15 protein-coding genes and 2 pseudogenes are annotated in these 14,706 nt (G+C 60.1%); 9 read left to right on the top strand and 8 right to left on the bottom strand.

All coding sequences use genetic code 11. The features are described 5' to 3' along the window. Nucleotides 1-337 precede the first annotated feature (337 nt). The 3 genes and pseudogenes from AC1DPX_RS30050 (at nucleotide 338) to AC1DPX_RS30040 (ending at nucleotide 1,000) form a co-directional block, all read left to right on the top strand. Nucleotides 338-487 (top strand): hypothetical protein, encoded by a 150-nt coding sequence (locus AC1DPX_RS30050; protein WP_202357643.1) that lies wholly within the window; start codon nucleotides 338-340, stop codon nucleotides 485-487. Continuing rightward, nucleotides 484-597 (top strand): annotated as a pseudogene (locus AC1DPX_RS30045) (hypothetical protein); the annotation flags it as partial. The gene AC1DPX_RS30050 and the pseudogene AC1DPX_RS30045, both read left to right, overlap by 4 nt. A 22-nt stretch (nucleotides 598-619) precedes the next feature. Beyond that, nucleotides 620-1,000 carry a hypothetical protein gene (locus AC1DPX_RS30040; protein WP_477241319.1) on the top strand — a complete coding sequence of 127 codons (381 nt, stop codon included), beginning with the start codon at nucleotides 620-622 and terminating at the stop codon, nucleotides 998-1,000. A gap of 55 nt (nucleotides 1,001-1,055) precedes the next feature. On the opposite strand, the gene AC1DPX_RS30035 is transcribed toward AC1DPX_RS30040, so the two are convergent. The 8 genes and pseudogenes from AC1DPX_RS30035 to mdlC all read right to left on the bottom strand — a co-directional run bounded on the left by AC1DPX_RS30035 (nucleotide 1,056) and on the right by mdlC (nucleotide 10,116). Further along, nucleotides 1,056-1,763, bottom strand: a complete 708-nt coding sequence (locus AC1DPX_RS30035; protein WP_477241245.1) for a response regulator transcription factor — start codon at nucleotides 1,761-1,763, stop codon at nucleotides 1,056-1,058. 200 nt (nucleotides 1,764-1,963) lie between these two features. Further along, on the bottom strand, nucleotides 1,964-3,379 hold the full coding sequence (gene iaaH / locus AC1DPX_RS30030; RefSeq protein WP_202357647.1) for an indoleacetamide hydrolase: 1,416 nt from the start codon (nucleotides 3,377-3,379) through the stop codon (nucleotides 1,964-1,966). A gap of 571 nt (nucleotides 3,380-3,950) precedes the next feature. Then, nucleotides 3,951-5,129 carry a 4-hydroxybenzoate 3-monooxygenase gene (locus tag AC1DPX_RS30025; protein WP_477241243.1) on the bottom strand — a complete coding sequence of 393 codons (1,179 nt, stop codon included), beginning with the start codon at nucleotides 5,127-5,129 and terminating at the stop codon, nucleotides 3,951-3,953. Between the two features lie 14 nt (nucleotides 5,130-5,143). Next, the gene (locus tag AC1DPX_RS30020; protein WP_477241241.1) at nucleotides 5,144-6,316 is read right to left on the bottom strand and encodes an alpha-hydroxy-acid oxidizing protein; all 1,173 of its coding nucleotides are present in this window, start codon (nucleotides 6,314-6,316) and stop codon (nucleotides 5,144-5,146) included. Continuing rightward, entirely contained in the window at nucleotides 6,313-7,626 is a 1,314-nt protein-coding gene (locus AC1DPX_RS30015) for an MFS transporter (RefSeq protein ID WP_477241239.1), read from the bottom strand. The genes AC1DPX_RS30020 and AC1DPX_RS30015 overlap by 4 nt, the downstream gene beginning before the upstream one ends. A gap of 451 nt (nucleotides 7,627-8,077) precedes the next feature. Then, nucleotides 8,078-8,266: pseudogene (locus AC1DPX_RS30010) on the bottom strand (aldehyde dehydrogenase family protein); the annotation flags it as partial. Further along, nucleotides 8,211-8,453, bottom strand: a complete 243-nt coding sequence (locus AC1DPX_RS30005; RefSeq protein WP_477241317.1) for an aldehyde dehydrogenase family protein — start codon at nucleotides 8,451-8,453, stop codon at nucleotides 8,211-8,213. The gene AC1DPX_RS30005 and the pseudogene AC1DPX_RS30010, both read right to left, overlap by 56 nt. A 37-nt stretch (nucleotides 8,454-8,490) precedes the next feature. Further along, entirely contained in the window at nucleotides 8,491-10,116 is a 1,626-nt protein-coding gene (mdlC, locus tag AC1DPX_RS30000; protein ID WP_477241237.1) for a benzoylformate decarboxylase, read from the bottom strand. 101 nt (nucleotides 10,117-10,217) lie between these two features. Here mdlC and AC1DPX_RS29995 point away from each other — a divergent pair, with 101 nt between their 5' ends. The 6 genes from AC1DPX_RS29995 (at nucleotide 10,218) to AC1DPX_RS29970 (ending at nucleotide 14,705) form a co-directional block, all read left to right on the top strand. Continuing rightward, a complete protein-coding gene (locus AC1DPX_RS29995; RefSeq protein WP_477241315.1) occupies nucleotides 10,218-11,135 on the top strand; it encodes a LysR family transcriptional regulator in 918 nt (305 codons plus the stop codon). A gap of 270 nt (nucleotides 11,136-11,405) precedes the next feature. Then, entirely contained in the window at nucleotides 11,406-12,026 is a 621-nt protein-coding gene (gene nthA, locus AC1DPX_RS29990) for a nitrile hydratase subunit alpha (RefSeq protein WP_202357653.1), read from the top strand. A gap of 13 nt (nucleotides 12,027-12,039) precedes the next feature. Further along, entirely contained in the window at nucleotides 12,040-12,357 is a 318-nt protein-coding gene (locus AC1DPX_RS29985) for an SH3-like domain-containing protein (RefSeq protein WP_202357654.1), read from the top strand. Further along, on the top strand, nucleotides 12,357-12,704 hold the full coding sequence (locus AC1DPX_RS29980) for an SH3-like domain-containing protein (protein ID WP_202357655.1): 348 nt from the start codon (nucleotides 12,357-12,359) through the stop codon (nucleotides 12,702-12,704). Before AC1DPX_RS29985 ends, AC1DPX_RS29980 begins: the two co-directional genes overlap by 1 nt. A gap of 4 nt (nucleotides 12,705-12,708) precedes the next feature. Next, a complete protein-coding gene (locus AC1DPX_RS29975; protein ID WP_202357656.1) occupies nucleotides 12,709-13,173 on the top strand; it encodes a nitrile hydratase accessory protein in 465 nt (154 codons plus the stop codon). A gap of 227 nt (nucleotides 13,174-13,400) precedes the next feature. After that, nucleotides 13,401-14,705: an ABC transporter substrate-binding protein gene (locus AC1DPX_RS29970; RefSeq protein ID WP_477241234.1), complete on the top strand. Its 1,305-nt coding sequence runs from the start codon at nucleotides 13,401-13,403 to the stop codon at nucleotides 14,703-14,705. Nucleotide 14,706: the final 1 nt, after the last annotated feature.

Raw genomic sequence — 14,706 nt, 5'->3', positions numbered from 1 at the left:
TTTCCTGCTCCGTTGTCCAAAGGCGTGGTCGAGAGCAATTCCGGGAAGAGCGTGAAATGGCTTCTCGCCAAGAATTGCGTGAGAACAAAGAGTTAGAGGAGTTTTTCGCACCCGAGAGGACGGTCAACTTCTCTACAAAGAATTGTCGAGCGTCGACGCATCCATCAACAGATGACAGATAAGGATCGACGTTATGCACGGGAATTCATATTTGTAGTTGTATAAGCATATTGATACATACGATGCACGCCTGATGTCAATTACCACGCTTTATTTGGCGCGATAATAAAGCCTAAATGCTTTTCGGCGGCCGTCGGCAAACGCCGACTGGGGACTCATGGTCAACGAGAGCCGCAACTCGCTCACAATCCAGCCCCGGGCTGTTCTTGCCCCAATCAGCGCGATCGCCGTCCTGTCCATCGGCGGCAACTTCTTCGCCGAGGGGATGGCGCGGGCTATCGGACGGACGGAAAAGACCGAACAATGACTGGTGTTTCTGTTAGCGGTTTGAACGTCGCACTCGACGATGGAACGCTCATCGTCAAGGACATCGGCTTTTCCATTGCTCCCGGCCAGGTGATGGGACTGGTCGGTGAAAGCGGTTCGGGCGAGAGCACCATTGCACGTGCCCTTCTGGCTTTTGCAAGCAAGGGGATCCAGGATCACCGGCGGCCGCGTTTCCATCGGCGGGAAAGATGTTCTCGCTATGAGCGCCCGGGCGCTGATCTGCAAACCGGACGTGCTTGTATGCGACGAGGCAACCTCGGCGCTGGACGTCTCCGTCCAGGCGACAATCGTCGAACTGCTCAGGCAGTTGATGTCCGAGGGCCTAGGGTTGCTTTTCGTGACCCATGACCTGGCTGTGGTGCGCAGCCTTGCAGATCGTGTGGTTGTCTTGGACAGAGGCAGGATCGCGGAAGCCGAGACTGTCGAGCGAATTTTCACCGAGCCGCAGGCGGAGACTACACGAAAACACTGCTGCGACAAACCATGGACGTGATAGCGCTGGTCGAATAACGATGCCGGGCGGCGGCGAGTGATCGCCGTGGGCGTTGTCAATTCGAAAGTCTTGCCACCTGAGCCGCGATCTCGGCGCGGTTGGAGCATTCGAGCTTCGACAGGCAATTGCCCAGATGCGTGCGGACCGTAGCGAAGCCGATGTTCAGCACGCGAGCAATATCCTTGTCGGAGCAGCCGCGCGCGACAAGCAATGCGACGTCGCGCTCCCTGTCCGTCAGCTGTTCCAGGCTAACTCCTGGCGCTATCGACAGGGCACGCCGCACGAAGGGCGCAAGGGCCGCGAGAAGATCGAGCTCCCGGTTGCCGAAATCGGGGCGGGACTTGGTCCGCCAAACCCTCAAATCAGCGAGTTCCCGACCGTCGCGATGCATGAACAGGTTGACGCCGTGCTGCATTCCATCGCGCGCGAGGAAATCGTTGTAGAATTCGGTCTTGTTCAGTTCGCGTTTTGAGATGACTTCCGCCACATGCGCCGGGCGCCGGAGATCGCGCAGCTTGTCCGTCATCGGATCGCGGTACTGAAACCACTTCTGGTACCGTGCGACGTTCTCGGGGGCCTGATTTATCATGAACGGCTTGCAATAGGATTTGCTGTGCTTGTCCCATTCGAAGGACGCCAGCACATCTGCTCGAAGCAAGGTCAGGATGTCAGGAAACACGACCTCGCGGACAGCGTCCTTTAAATTTTGAGCAGAAAGAGAACCGACGATGTTGGCAAAGATGCGCACTTCGTCCGACGTCATGTCGTATATAGGACCAACCACTCCCGCCTCGCAGTTACCGCAAGCCGTCGCTAATGAAGCAATAAACGCATACCCTGCCGCATGCGGACGTGCCGATCAATGCAATTTTTCAGGAAGTGGAGATCGAGGGGCTTCCAACAGACATTTGGCATCGTTTTTCCAGCGGAACCGACACCATCGCAGGCGACATCGCCTTTCGATCAGTTCGGCAAGGACGGTGTCAGCGCAGGGAAATGGGTCTCCAGTTCGATCGCGATGTCGAGCAGAAGCCGGTCCGCTCCTGCCGCGGCGTCGAGCCCCAGCCCGACGGGCAAGCCTCGCCTGGTCAATCCAACAGGGATGGTTATACCGGGAATGCCCGCGTTGCTGCCGATATCGGTGTTGTGAATTGCGGTCTGGAACAGCGGCTCCGGCTTGCCGTTCAACATCACCGTCTCATCCTCGCCTATGAGCGGCGCGGCGATCAGCGAGGTGGGAAATGCAAGCACGTCCAGAGAATTGTCACGAAAGAGGCGACGGTAGATTTCCTGTATCGCGGGGCGATGAACGCTGAGCGCCTCGGCATAGGTTGCGTCGGGTATCGCCGTTTCGGCACCCAATTGGCTCATCAGTATCGCGCGAACATCGCTTGCAGCTATGCCTTTGGCGACGGCCTCGAGCGATTGCCCCACCGCATGGGCATCAAGGAACTCCTGCAAGGTCACCTTTCCTTCGAAAACCGCGATCGTCGTTGTCGATGCGAGATGGTGCTGCAGCAACTGACTTGCCTTGACAGGCACCAGTTCGGCCCCAAGCTGCTCCAGGAGCCGCAACGCTCGCTCGCAGATAGCGGAAACCTCAAGATCGGCCATGCTCCAGAACAGATCGTTGGCAATCCCAATTCTCAGTCCGCTGAGTACCTGCGGCCTGGGAACCTGCGGTACACCGACCACAACGCTGTCGAGGAGAGCGAGATCGCTGGGTGAGCGGGTGATAGGGCCGGGCGTATCGCGTGTGATGGATATTGGAACGATGCCCGTTCGCGGCCAGCGACCCGGCGTCGGCCGGAAACCCCACAGCCCGCAGAAGGAGGCGGGTACTCTGACCGAACCGCCGGTGTCCGTGCCTATGCTTGCCGGCACCATCCGGGCGGCGACGGCGCAGGCGCTTCCTCCGCTCGATCCACCGCAGACGTGTCTGGTGTCGAAAGGATTGAGCGAGGGCCCGAAGAGAGCGTTGTTTGTTGTCGCGCCATAAGCCAGCTCGTGCATGTTGTTCTTGCCGAAAACGATTGCGCCGGCAAGCTTGAACGCCTTGGCGACTGGCGCATCCTCCTCGGGGCGAAAGTCACGCATGGCTGGTGTGCCAGCTGTCGTCGGATAGCCGCGTACGTTGATGTTGTCCTTGAACGATAATGGGACGCCATGAAGGGGACCGACTGCCTCTCCCGAGGCGGTGATGCGGTCGGCTTCGGCGGCCGCCGACAGCGCCGCCTCGGCATTCAGCGACGCGAAGGCATTGTAGCCCTGGAGCGTTTCTGCTCTGTCGATCAAGGCTCCCACGATCTCGACAGCTGTAACCTGCTTGGAAGAAACAAGTCTCGCGATATCGGTGCAATTCAAGTCTGAAGCAATCATCTTGCGCTTTCGGTTCGATGGCGATTGGGGTCGAAAGGCGCTGGGATGCCTTGTTGCCTGAACTCAATCGCAAACTCAGCTTGTGCTTGCCGCTGGCCCGACCTTTGATGGCGCGAGGAAACGTTGCAATCCCCTTGCGCACTCATGAGCGTCAGGCACTGGTGGCCCCGTGGTGCTGGAAGTTCCTCAAGGCACGGGACTGTTTCGGCTGGCGCCGGGGTAGTTGTTCCGAAGTCTCGCTGCAGACATGCTGATGCCCGGTTTGGTTTCGGGAACTATCGACCGGGCCGCGTAGTATTCGCTATCCACATTATTGTGGACCAGACGAGATCAGGGTCTCTAGGCACGCGGACGGCGGCCCACCATCGCTTCGCCACCGCGGTCAAGCCAAACGGTGCCTTTCTCGCGCCGATACCACCCGGCGGCCTCTGCCTGCCGGATTTCGATCAAGGTATTGCAGGCGGCCGGGGGCGCGTTCGGAGCGCAGGCGCCATGAATGATGATCCGCTTGCCCACGGGCTCCGTGACAGTTGAGGACCAGACCCTTGCCGATCAGGGCCAATTCGGCGTTTCACGCCAATGGCAGCCCTACATAGTTCTCGGCGAGAGCTGTCGCGGCGGCCCGGGACGAAGTCACGAACTCGAGCTCTGCGATCTGGCGCTTCACGTCGAATTCGGGGCCCTCATGGAATCGGTGAAGCATCGACGTCATCCACCACGAGAAGTGCTGGGCTCGCCACACCCGCCGAAGCGCCGTGGGCGAATAAGCGTCCAGAAGCGCGGTTGATCGATTGGAATAGTACGAGGCCAGGGCCTGGGCGAGGACGTGCACGTCCGCGGCAGCCAGATTCAGGCCCTTGGCACCGGTCGGAGGGACGGAGTGTGCGGCGTCGCCTGCAAGAAATAGTCGGCCATGCCGCATCGGCTCGCAGACGAAGGAGCGGAGTGGAATGATTCCTTTTTGAAATATCGGGCCCGTCTTGAGTTCGAACCCGTCGCCGCCCACCCGCGTCTGCAACTCGTTCCATATCCGGTCATCGGACCAGCTATCGACACTGTCGGTGGGATCACACTGGAAATACATGCGCTGCACTTCCGGGGACCTCGTCGAGATCAGCGCAAAGCCGCGTTCATGATGGGCATAGATCAGTTCTTCGGATGATGGAGGCGCCTTGGCCAAGATGCCGAACCAGCCGAACGGATAGGCTCGGAAGTAGTCGTGGCGGACCAACTGCTCCGGAATCGCGGCGCGGCTTCCGCCGTAGCCGCCGTCACATCCGGCGACGAAGTCGCAGAACAGCTCTCGTGTCTCGCCGTCCTTGGTGGTGAAACGGACGACGGGTTGCTCGGCGGTCAGGCCTTCGATGCCGGTTGCCTTGGCTTCGAAATGAATAGGGTCGCCGGTACCCAACCGAAGCGCAATGAGGTCTTTCAGAACTTCATGCTGAGGATAAACGGTGATCCTGCGGCCATTCGTCAAGTCTTGAAGGTCGATGCGATGCCCCATGCCGGCAAAACGTAACTCGAAGCCGCCATGCACAAAACCCTCGCGCTTCAAACGATCGCCGGCGCCGATCTCCGTCATGAGATCCACCGTCGACTGCTCGAGCACGCCGGCCCGAATCGTCCTTTCAATTTCGTCTCGCGACCGGCTTTCGACGATGACCGATTCGATGCCGTTCAAATGCAATATTTGAGCAAGGAGCAATCCAGCGGGACCTGCTCCGATAATCCCCACTTGTGTTCGCATTGACGGTTCCTCTCTCAGTCCATTGGGTCGTCGACGGGTCCGGCGCGTTCGCTTGCTCGCGAGTGGTCGTCGCGATGAATGAATGAGTCGTTCAGGCGAGAGGCCGCGGCACAGCCGATGAGCGCCAGCGTTCGGTCGATCTCGTCGAAGAGAATACTCAGTGCCTTGGATGCTCCGGCCTCGCCGCCCACGGCCAATCCGTAAAGGACGGATCGACCGAGCAGCACCGCTTTCGCGCCTAGAGCAACGCCTTTGACGATATCGGAGCCACGACGCACGCCACCGTCGACCAGGACGGGTCCGAGATGGCGGACCTGGGACAGGATCTCCATGGGGGGAGCGGCATCGTCGAGCTGTCGCCCACCATGGTTCGATATCACCACCGCATCGGCGCCGATCGCGAAGCAACGCGCGATGTCTTCCGGATTGCAAACGCCCTTGACTAGAAGGCGTCGCGGCCAGCGATCGCGAAGGCGGGCAAGATCGTCCCAATCGAAGCTCGCGTCCATCTCGCGCCGCAAAAGAGCATTCTGCGCCTCAAGCGTATTTGCGTTGTCGCTGGCCAGATTTGCGAGCGTTGGCGAACCATTCATGAGTAGCCTGGCTGTCCATCGCGGATGCGTAAGAGCGTCAAAGACCGTGCGGGCCGAATAGCGAAACGGTATCTGAAACCCGTTGCGGAGATCTCGCTCGCGCTTTCCGTTGACGGGCACGTCGACAGTCAAGACCAACGCGCCGTAACCCGCGTTCGCTGCGCGATCAACGAGACTTTCAGCGAGCTGCCGATGGACGACGTAGAGTTGGAACCAGAGTTCGCCTCCGACCTTTGCGACTGTCTCCAGCCGCTCGTTGGAGGCCGTCGAGAGGGCGAATGGAACGCCGGCCCGCTTGGCGGCCGTTGCGAGCGCTGTGTCTCCGTTCGGCCAGATGGCTCCGTTCAGGCCCGTCGGTCCGACAACGAGCGGTGCGGCGATCCTGGTGCCCAGCAGATCGACGCCAGTTGTTCTCTTGCTGACGTCCCGCAGGCGTTGCGGCAGCAGCTTGATCTTACTGAAAGCCTCTACGTTTTCCGAGATGGTTCGCTCGTCCTCTGCGCCGCCTTCAACGTAATCGAACAACATTCTCGGGAGGCGGCGCTGGGCGAGCCGCCTCAAATCCCATATGGAAACGGGTGAGATCCTCGTCATGGTTTGCGCGCGGGGATGTGGTGGCCAACGAAAGCAAGCGAGAGGGCGAGACCGATCATGGCGAGCGCCAGCATCAGGAGATAGCCATCCTTCCCGCCGATCGTGATCACCGTTGCACCGGCAAAGGCACTGAGGATGGCCCCAAGCCGACCAAAGGCGAGGGCGGAGGCCGTGCCTGTGGCCCGGACGGTCGTCGGGTAGACGTACGCGCAGACGGCATACATGGTCGACTGCACGGCATTGGCGAAAAAGCCTTGCACGCCGAACCCGGCTATCAGGATGCCCGTCTCCAGCTTGGTGTTCACGCCGGTCAGGTAAAGCGCGGTGGCGGCACCCAGAAGGCTGCACAGCAGGAGCGGCCAGCGCGAACCATACCGCGTGATGGTCATGGCGCATATCAGTGCGCCGAACACGCCCCCCAAGTTGTAAGCCGTTAGACCGGATCCGGCGATCGCGACGTCGAGCCCTTCGGAAGTCAACATCGTCGGCAGCCAGGTGAAGGCGCTGTACACGGCAAGCAAATTGAGAAAGAAGGCGCACCAGAGCGCAATCGTGTCGCGCGCCCGGCCGTTCTCGAACAATGCAAGCAGGCCCTCGCGCTTCCCGATCTGCTGCTCGCCCAAATCTGTGAAGACAATATCGGCCGGAACCGGTCGCGACATGCGTCCGACGAGCCGGCGCAGCTCTTCCCAGCGTGCCGGCCGGCGCACCAGAAAGCGGGGCGTTTCTGGGAGAATGAACAGCAGAATGAAGCCTAGGAGCACGGCCAGAGCACCGCCAAGAAAGAACAGGGCCCTCCAACCGAGATTTGGCAGGACTACACCGGCGAACAGGCCGGCGAGCATGCCTCCAAGCGGGACGCAGACGATGGTCGCGGTAATGGCGAGCGTCCGACGCCGCGCGGGTGTGAATTCCGCCGCGACGGTGGTGGCGCTTGGCAAGGCGCCGCCGATGCCTAGCCCCGCGATAAATCGCAAGGCGCCGATCTGCCAGAGGTTTGCTGCGAAGCCGATGCAGAAGGTCGCCAGCCCGAAGACCATCACGCTGACGATCACGGCCCCGCGTCGTCCAAACCGGTCAGCGAGTAGACCGGCGAAGGCGCTTCCTATTCCCATTCCGACCAGCCCGGCCGCAAGTGCGGGAGCAAAGTCGCCGCGGGTAACGCCCCACTCCTTGATCAGAACCGGGACGGCGAAGCCAATCAGTTGCCCATCGAACCCGTCCATGATGATCGACATGGCGGCCATGAGGACGACGAGCTTCTGGACGACGGTCCAAGGGCCATTATCGAGAAGCTGCCCGATGTCCAAGGAGGGATTTGCGCTGCCGCCGCTACCGCCCACCTCACCGGGAAGGCGAACTGCGCCGTTGCCGGTAGCCGGGATGGTCGGAGCGGACGTAGGGCCCTTTGGGTACGATCCTGTCACAACTTTCCTCCTGTTGCTTTGCGTCGTGTGGTCGACATGCCAGCACGATCATTCGTGTGCCTCATCAGCTGCGTAAGATGCTCTCCGCGTTCAGCAATTCCGGCGATCTTTGCCTCGCTGTGCCGGATCAGGGTGATGTCCGATCGGCCTTTGAAAAGACGAGCGCGGAACAAGGGCGGCTTCGCGCCGGAGCCGAGAAAGTCGATCCCATGGCGCTGTAGCTGGTGATCTGACACCCTGCTCCTCCCTTTGCGCGAACTCTCCCCGCGCCTCTCCAGCAATGCTGAGAGAGCAACGTCAATTCATTGGAGAATGAGATCGGGCTCGCGCCTGATCAGAACGGGTAATGTCGTTCGCTTGTCTGGATAGTGATCCAGCGGAGGTCGGTGAACTCAGCGATTCCTGCCTTGCCTCCGATCCGCCCGTATCCGCTATCCTTGACTCCTCCGAACGGCATCTGGGCTTCGTCATGCACGGTCGGGCCATTGATATGGCAGATCCCGGACTGGATGCGGGACGCGAGGAGCGCGACGCTCCGAGGGCCCTGTGGCAGCCCAGTTCGGGAAGGCTGTGGCGGCTGCTTCCACGGCCGCAACCGCATCGCCCGCCGTTGCTGCAGGCGCTCGCGTTGCGATCTGGCCATCGAGTGGATTTGCGCGCTCAAACGTGGCCTTACCGGTGGCCGCTTCTGGTTCGCCGTCGATCAGCATCGAAATTGTGTTCATGTCTTCCTCCCCTGGTTCTTGTTTATTGGTGCACGTCTCTGTCCTCGACCTCGACTTCAATCAGAGTTGGTCGCTCGGATGAAAATGCCTCGGCAAAAGCGTCATGCAGGCCTGTGGCATTCCTGACATGAACTGAGGAGCAACCCAGGCCCCTCGCAATCGAGACGAAATCGAGCCCGGGAAGGTCGGTGCCCTGGACATGCTCTTGCGAACTAAAGCCGAACACGGGTGCGAAATCCTGTAGCGCCGCGTAGCGCCCGTTCTTGAGAATGACGAACGTGACGGGCAGACCGAGTTGCACCGCGCTCCAGATTGCCTGGATCGAGTAGAGGCTCGAGCCATCGCCCACCAGTGCGACCACGCGGTGGCCGGGCTTGCCGAGCGCTACGCCCACGGCCGCCGGCATGCCGTAGCCGAGTCCGCCGCTGTCCATCGTGTAGAAGGCTCCGCTCTGCGTGATGGGCAAATGCGTCTGCATTACGGATCGGGCGCCTGGCGCCTCCTCGACGATAATGCCGTCCGCAGGTTTTGTGTCTGCAATGGTTTGCATGACATACGCAGTTGAGAGCGGCACCGTCGGCATTACCCTCGGCGCGATAGCGCGCGCCGGCGGCGCCCCGCGCTTCGTCGGTGTCGCGCGAGCAAGAAGATCCAGCAGCCCGAGTCGCACGCTGCCGATCGCGGCCATTCCCTGCGGCGTCCAGGCGGCGGTCTGGGGATCGTCGGTCAACTGGCAGAGTTCGGCTCCGGCCGGCAGATGCGGCCCGAACCCCTCGACATGATAAGAGAAAGCCGGCGCGCCGATAGCGAAGACGAGGTCGTGGCCCTGAAGCAGGCCGACGATCTTGTCGCGGATCGCAGGCAGGAATCCGGCGAACAGAGGATGATCCTCCGGGAAGCTGCAACGCCCGGACATGGGCGCAGCGAAGACTCTGGCGTTGTGTGCCTCGGCGAGCAGGCGCGTTTCGTCGAATGCCTCGTCGCGATCGACAGCCGCCCCGACGACGAACACGGGTCGTTTCGCATCGTCTAGCGCGTTTCCGATCTTTTCGAGGATGGCGGCATCGGGGCGGACCCGCTGGCTGACGATCCGCGATGGCACGTACTCCGCGGCGCGATCCCAGTCGTCGACGGGCACCGAGACCAAAACTGGACCGCAGGGCTGCGTCATCGCCACGTAGTAAGCGCGCGCGATGGCGAGGGGCACGTCCTCTGCGCGAGCGGGCTCGACGCTCCATTTCACATAGGGCTTGGGAAGCTCGGTTGCTTCCCGGGAGGCGAGAAACGGATCGAAAGGGAGGATGGAGCGGGCCTGCTGTCCGGCCGTGATCACGAGGGGCGTTCGGTTCTTGAACGCGGTGAAGATGTTTCCCATCGCATTGCCTACACCTGCCGCCGAATGCAGGTTGACAAAAGACGCGTTGCGGGTCGCTTGCGCGAACCCGTCGGCCATACCGACGACGACGGCCTCCTGGAGCCCGAGAATGTAGCGGAAGTCTTCGGGGAAGTTCCGGAACAACGGCAATTCCGTCGATCCGGGGTTGGCGAAGATCGACGTCATGTTGAGACGACGCAGCAGATCGATGACGGCATCCCGCACGGTCGGCGCGCTCACGCGTCGCAACTCCGGCGCGTCGACAATACCCATGGTTCCTCCTGTCTCGGATTTCTATCGATCCTCATCCCAGACTAGAACCGCGAGCCCTTGCAAGGAATTGCATAAGAAGGGAGAAGTCATTACACTTGGTTATGGCATTGAGCGTCGAGCAACTGGCGACTTTCACGGCGATCGTCAAGGCGGGAAGCCTTGGCCGGGCGGCCATCGTGCTCAACATGACGCAGCCCGCACTCAGCCGAGCCATCAAGCGCCTTGAGGAGCAGCTTGGGACCGAACTCTTCGAGCGCCACTCAAAAGGCATGCAGCTGACCGAGATCGGGAAGGCCTTTCTGCCGCACGCCACTTCGCTGCATGCCGGGGCCGCACAGGCCCTGGAGGAGATTCAAGCCTTGCGTGGCGGGGGAAAGGGTACCGTTCGCGTTGGCGCGGTCGCAAGCATTGCCAGTTCGATCCTGCCGCCCGCCATCGAGCGCACGCTACGAAAATGGCCCGGGCTGCACTTCGATGTCGTGGAAGGCGTTTGGGATTTGTTGGCCGCGGGTCTTGCGAAACACGAGATCGATCTCGCCCTTGGCGCGGAATCGCCTGACACGGATGAAATTGTGGCGATTCGTGATTGCCGGTGGCAGGACACTAGTCATATCATCGTTGCTGCGGAGCATCCGCTCAGGCGCCGGCGCAAGCTGGCTCTCGGTGATACTCTCCAGGAGAGATGGACTATCCCGCCGGCCGGTACCGGTCCTCACCAGCATCTCGAACGCGTTTTCGCCGAGCAGGGTCTCGGGCTGCCTGATATCGTCGTCAGAACGCGCTCGATCACCGTGCTCAAGAGCCTTGTCGTCGACTCCGGCTTCCTGAGCTGGATGGCGGAGCCAATGTTCGAGCCCGAACGACGTGCGGGATTGGTCGCACCCCTCTCGATTGCGGGGGTGGATGGACGTCGTACCCTTGTGGCATTTCGTCGGCGCCGCGGCCTGCTTCCGGTTCCGTCTTTGAAACTGCTGGATGAACTAAGAGGACTGACGTCGAGCACAAATAGTAAGAGCTGAGCGTAAGGCGTTGGCGGTGGGGGAATGCATGGCGCTGTTGGTCGCGCCATCTTTCATGGATTGGCGGCAGCCGGTGAGGTGGGCGTTCGCACGGTGCTCGATCTGCCGACCTCTGAAATGAACACAACGCTTGCTGTTACGGATTGAGATGCCGCAGACGCGCTATGCGCGGATTGTCTGCATTCATCGCTCGCGATGTGACCCTCCACAAAATTGATGATACGATGAGCGGCCGCTCTAGAGCATATTGGTGACCAATCGATTTGTTGAATGGCGGGCGAGATGAGCCACCAAGATCATACCGTACCACCGTCCGATCCGGCGCTTAGGATCAAGGCGATTGAAACCTTGATGGTTGAAAAGGGGAAGATCGACCCCGGCGCCGTTGCAGAGATTGTGGACATTTTTCAGAACAAACTCGGCCCGCGTGTCGGTGCAAAGGTGGTCGCTCGTGCCTGGACCGACCCGGATTTTAAACAGCGACTTTTGGCAGATGGCACGGAGGCTCTGAAAGAGCTGAATGTGAGCGGTCTTCAGGGTGAAGCCATGGTGGTCCTGGAGACCACGCCGGAAGTTCACAACGTTATCGTCTGCACGCTCTGCTCCTGTTATCCATGGACGGTACTTGGTCTGCCGCCTACTTGGTACAAATCCGCGCCATATCGCAGCCGCATCGTCATCGAGCCGCGCGCGGTGCTTGCCGAGTTCGGCTTGAAGATATCGAGCGACTGCGAAGTAAGGGTGTACGACAGCAATGCGGAGATCCGCTACATGGTCCTGCCCATGCGACCTGACGCAACCGAGGACTGGAGTGAGGAGAGACTAGTCGAGCTCGTGACGCGAGATTCCATGATCGGAACCGGCATCCCCCTTTCCCCACATCGGTCTTGAAGGGAGAGCAACGATGCACTCCATAGCAGACATGGGTGGGATGCAGGGGTTTGGCCCTGTTGTGAGGAATGACGACGAGCCGCTTTTCAAGGCCGAATGGGAAGAGACGACTTTCGCGGTGAACCTTCTTTTACTTGCCGCCGGCTGCTTCAATATCGACGAAAGCCGCCATTCCATGGAACGCATGGCGCCGCTCGAATATCTCAAGACATCCTACTTCGAACACTGGCTACACTCACTTGAGGATCTTCTGATAGCGAAAGGCATCGTCACCAGGGAAGAGTATGATGCCCGGCTGGCCCAACTCGCTGTAAAAGGGAGCGATCTCTGATGCTGCCGAAAGAGATGGTCGCCACTGCAATCGCTACTGGCGCCTCGACATTGCGGGAAGTAGACACCAAGCCTTGTTTCAAGCCGGGTGACGAGGTCCGGACAGTCAACGACAGCCCGGCTACACACACGCGTTTGCCACGCTACGCAGCCGGCAAGAATGGAACGATCGTCGCCTGTGAAGGGGCGCATGTCTTTCCCGATAAACATGGTCATGGGCGAGGGGAGTGCCCGGAGCATCTTTATCGCGTGCGTTTTGACAGCGCCGCACTTTGGGGGAGCAGCAATGATGGCCCCGGCGCCGTCTATCTGAGCCTTTGGGAAAGTTACCTGCAGGCTGAGGAGTGAGTTCATGGTTGCAGATGAACGCGAAATTGGCCCCGAATGGCTCGAAAACGGTCCCGCCTTTTCCGAGCCGTGGCAGGCGGAAGCCTTTGCGGTCGCGGTGCAGCTGTCACGAGAAGGCCATTTCGGTTGGAACGAATGGGTGAACGTCTTCTCCGAAGAGATAAGGTCATCACCTCAACGGGAAGGTGAGGCAGTCAATGCCGCCTACTACCGCCAATGGATGCTGGCCCTGGAGAAGATCGCGACGAACGCAGGTTTTCTCACAATCAAGGAGATCCGCGAATATAGCGAACACTGGCGCCGATCCTATTACCATACTGCGCATGGCCAGCCGATAGATTTCCGCAAGGATCTCGAGCCCATCCCGGACGGTGCCCTTGAGGAGCTTGATCACGATCACTCCGAGGATCACGAACATGATCACCATGTCGGTCCGGTGGCGATCAGCCCTGCACTGGCTCGACCGTAACAACCGCCAGCCTGAAGCATCCTCCCGGATAGGCACAAAAGCGGAGCTTCGGCTCCGTTTTTGTTGATGGCGTCATTTCTCGCCAGCCTTCCATACCACCACAGTTATCCGCAATTCTGTTGATGCCGACGCTTGGAGGAACCTCTTACTATCACCTTACCGGCATGCACCAAATTGTCGGCAGCCAACAAGCCGAACGAACGGCGAATGCTTCAGAGGGATAGGACATGACTCTTTCAAAGAACACGCGGGGACTGACCCGCCGCAAGCTCCTTGAGGTGGTGGGGACTGGCGCAGTCGCGGGTGCCGTTTCATCCATTCTGCCTGCACCTGCCATCGCGTCGGCGCCCACACTGCGTATTGGGTACATCAGCCCGCAGACAGGAGCTCTCGCACCATTTGCCGAAGCCGATCCCTTCATGCTCGGCAAGGTTCGTGAAGTCCTGAAAGATGGACTCAAGGTCAACGGCACAAACTACAAGGTGGAAATCACCGCCATCGACGACCAATCGAACTCCGACCGCTCGGCAACATCCGCAAGCCAGCTCATCAATGGCAACGGCGTCAATTTGATGCTCGCTCAGGGCGCGCTGACCAATGTACCGGTCGCTTCGCAATGCGAAGTCGCCGGTGTTCCGTGCATCACCACGATGGATCCCTGGCAGGGCTGGATGTTTCCGCTCAATGGCAAACCCGACAAGGGCTTCAGTTACGTAAATCACTTCTTCTGGGGCATCGAGGACATCATCCAGACATTCATCGGCATGTGGGATGGCCAGCAAACCAACAAGATGGTTGGCACCGTTTGGTCAAATGATCCCCCCGGCAAGGTTTTCGCCAACCCGGAAATCGGTTTCCCGGCATCGCTTGGCAAAGGCGGCTACAAGGTTGTCGATGTCGGGACCTTCCAGCCTGGCGCGGATGACTTCTCCCGTCAGATCGTCGCTTTCCGCGATGCCGGATGTGACATTGTCACCGGTCTGTTTGCTCCGCCCGAATGGGCTGTTTTTTGGCGCCAGGCGCAGCAACTCGGTTTCAAGCCGAAGATTGCGACCCCGGCCAAGGCGCTTCTGTTTCCATCTGGCGTCGAAGCCCTCGGCCAGAATGGCGACGGCATGTCTACCGAAATCTGGTGGGCGCCAAGCTACCCGTTCAAGTCCACGCTGACCGGTCAATCATGCAAGGAGCTTGCAGACGACTACCAGAAAACCACAAGCAAGCGATGGACGCAGCCAATTGGCGTCATTCACGCACTTTGGGAGGTCGGCATCAATGCGCTGAAGAACGCGGCCGATCCGACAGATCCCGATGCCGTTCAGAGCATCATCAAGAACACGAAGTTGACGACGGTGGTCGGGGACATCGACTGGGCTGGAAGCCCGATCAAGAACGTCGCGAAACTTAAGATTGCTGGCGGTCAGTGGCGTCTCCAGCCAGATGGCAAATACGATCTGAAGGTGACCTACAACAAGAACGCGCCTGAGGTCCCTGTCCAGGCGGATTTCACCATGACCCTTGGCGCGAAAGCTTAAG

Source organism: Mesorhizobium sp. 01N446, assembly GCF_056399285.1.
This window is presented reverse-complemented; position numbering and strand designations above follow the sequence as displayed.

What these genes read in the sequence shown, in the direction of transcription:
- AC1DPX_RS30035 (WP_477241245.1), bottom strand. Translation starts at nt 1,763, where the DNA reads ATGACGTCGGACGAAGTGCGCATCTTTGCCAACATCGTCGGTTCTCTT.
- AC1DPX_RS29985 (WP_202357654.1), top strand. Translation starts at nt 12,040, where the DNA reads ATGCACTCCATAGCAGACATGGGTGGGATGCAGGGGTTTGGCCCTGTT.
- AC1DPX_RS29980 (WP_202357655.1), top strand. Translation starts at nt 12,357, where the DNA reads ATGCTGCCGAAAGAGATGGTCGCCACTGCAATCGCTACTGGCGCCTCG.
- AC1DPX_RS30050 (WP_202357643.1), top strand. Translation starts at nt 338, where the DNA reads ATGGTCAACGAGAGCCGCAACTCGCTCACAATCCAGCCCCGGGCTGTT.
- AC1DPX_RS30020 (WP_477241241.1), bottom strand. Translation starts at nt 6,316, where the DNA reads ATGACGAGGATCTCACCCGTTTCCATATGGGATTTGAGGCGGCTCGCC.
- AC1DPX_RS29970 (WP_477241234.1), top strand. Translation starts at nt 13,401, where the DNA reads ATGACTCTTTCAAAGAACACGCGGGGACTGACCCGCCGCAAGCTCCTT.
- iaaH (WP_202357647.1), bottom strand. Translation starts at nt 3,379, where the DNA reads ATGATTGCTTCAGACTTGAATTGCACCGATATCGCGAGACTTGTTTCT.
- nthA (WP_202357653.1), top strand. Translation starts at nt 11,406, where the DNA reads ATGGCGGGCGAGATGAGCCACCAAGATCATACCGTACCACCGTCCGAT.
- mdlC (WP_477241237.1), bottom strand. Translation starts at nt 10,116, where the DNA reads ATGGGTATTGTCGACGCGCCGGAGTTGCGACGCGTGAGCGCGCCGACC.
- AC1DPX_RS30025 (WP_477241243.1), bottom strand. Translation starts at nt 5,129, where the DNA reads ATGCGAACACAAGTGGGGATTATCGGAGCAGGTCCCGCTGGATTGCTC.
- AC1DPX_RS29995 (WP_477241315.1), top strand. Translation starts at nt 10,218, where the DNA reads ATGGCATTGAGCGTCGAGCAACTGGCGACTTTCACGGCGATCGTCAAG.
- AC1DPX_RS30005 (WP_477241317.1), bottom strand. Translation starts at nt 8,453, where the DNA reads ATGCTGATCGACGGCGAACCAGAAGCGGCCACCGGTAAGGCCACGTTT.
- AC1DPX_RS29975 (WP_202357656.1), top strand. Translation starts at nt 12,709, where the DNA reads ATGGTTGCAGATGAACGCGAAATTGGCCCCGAATGGCTCGAAAACGGT.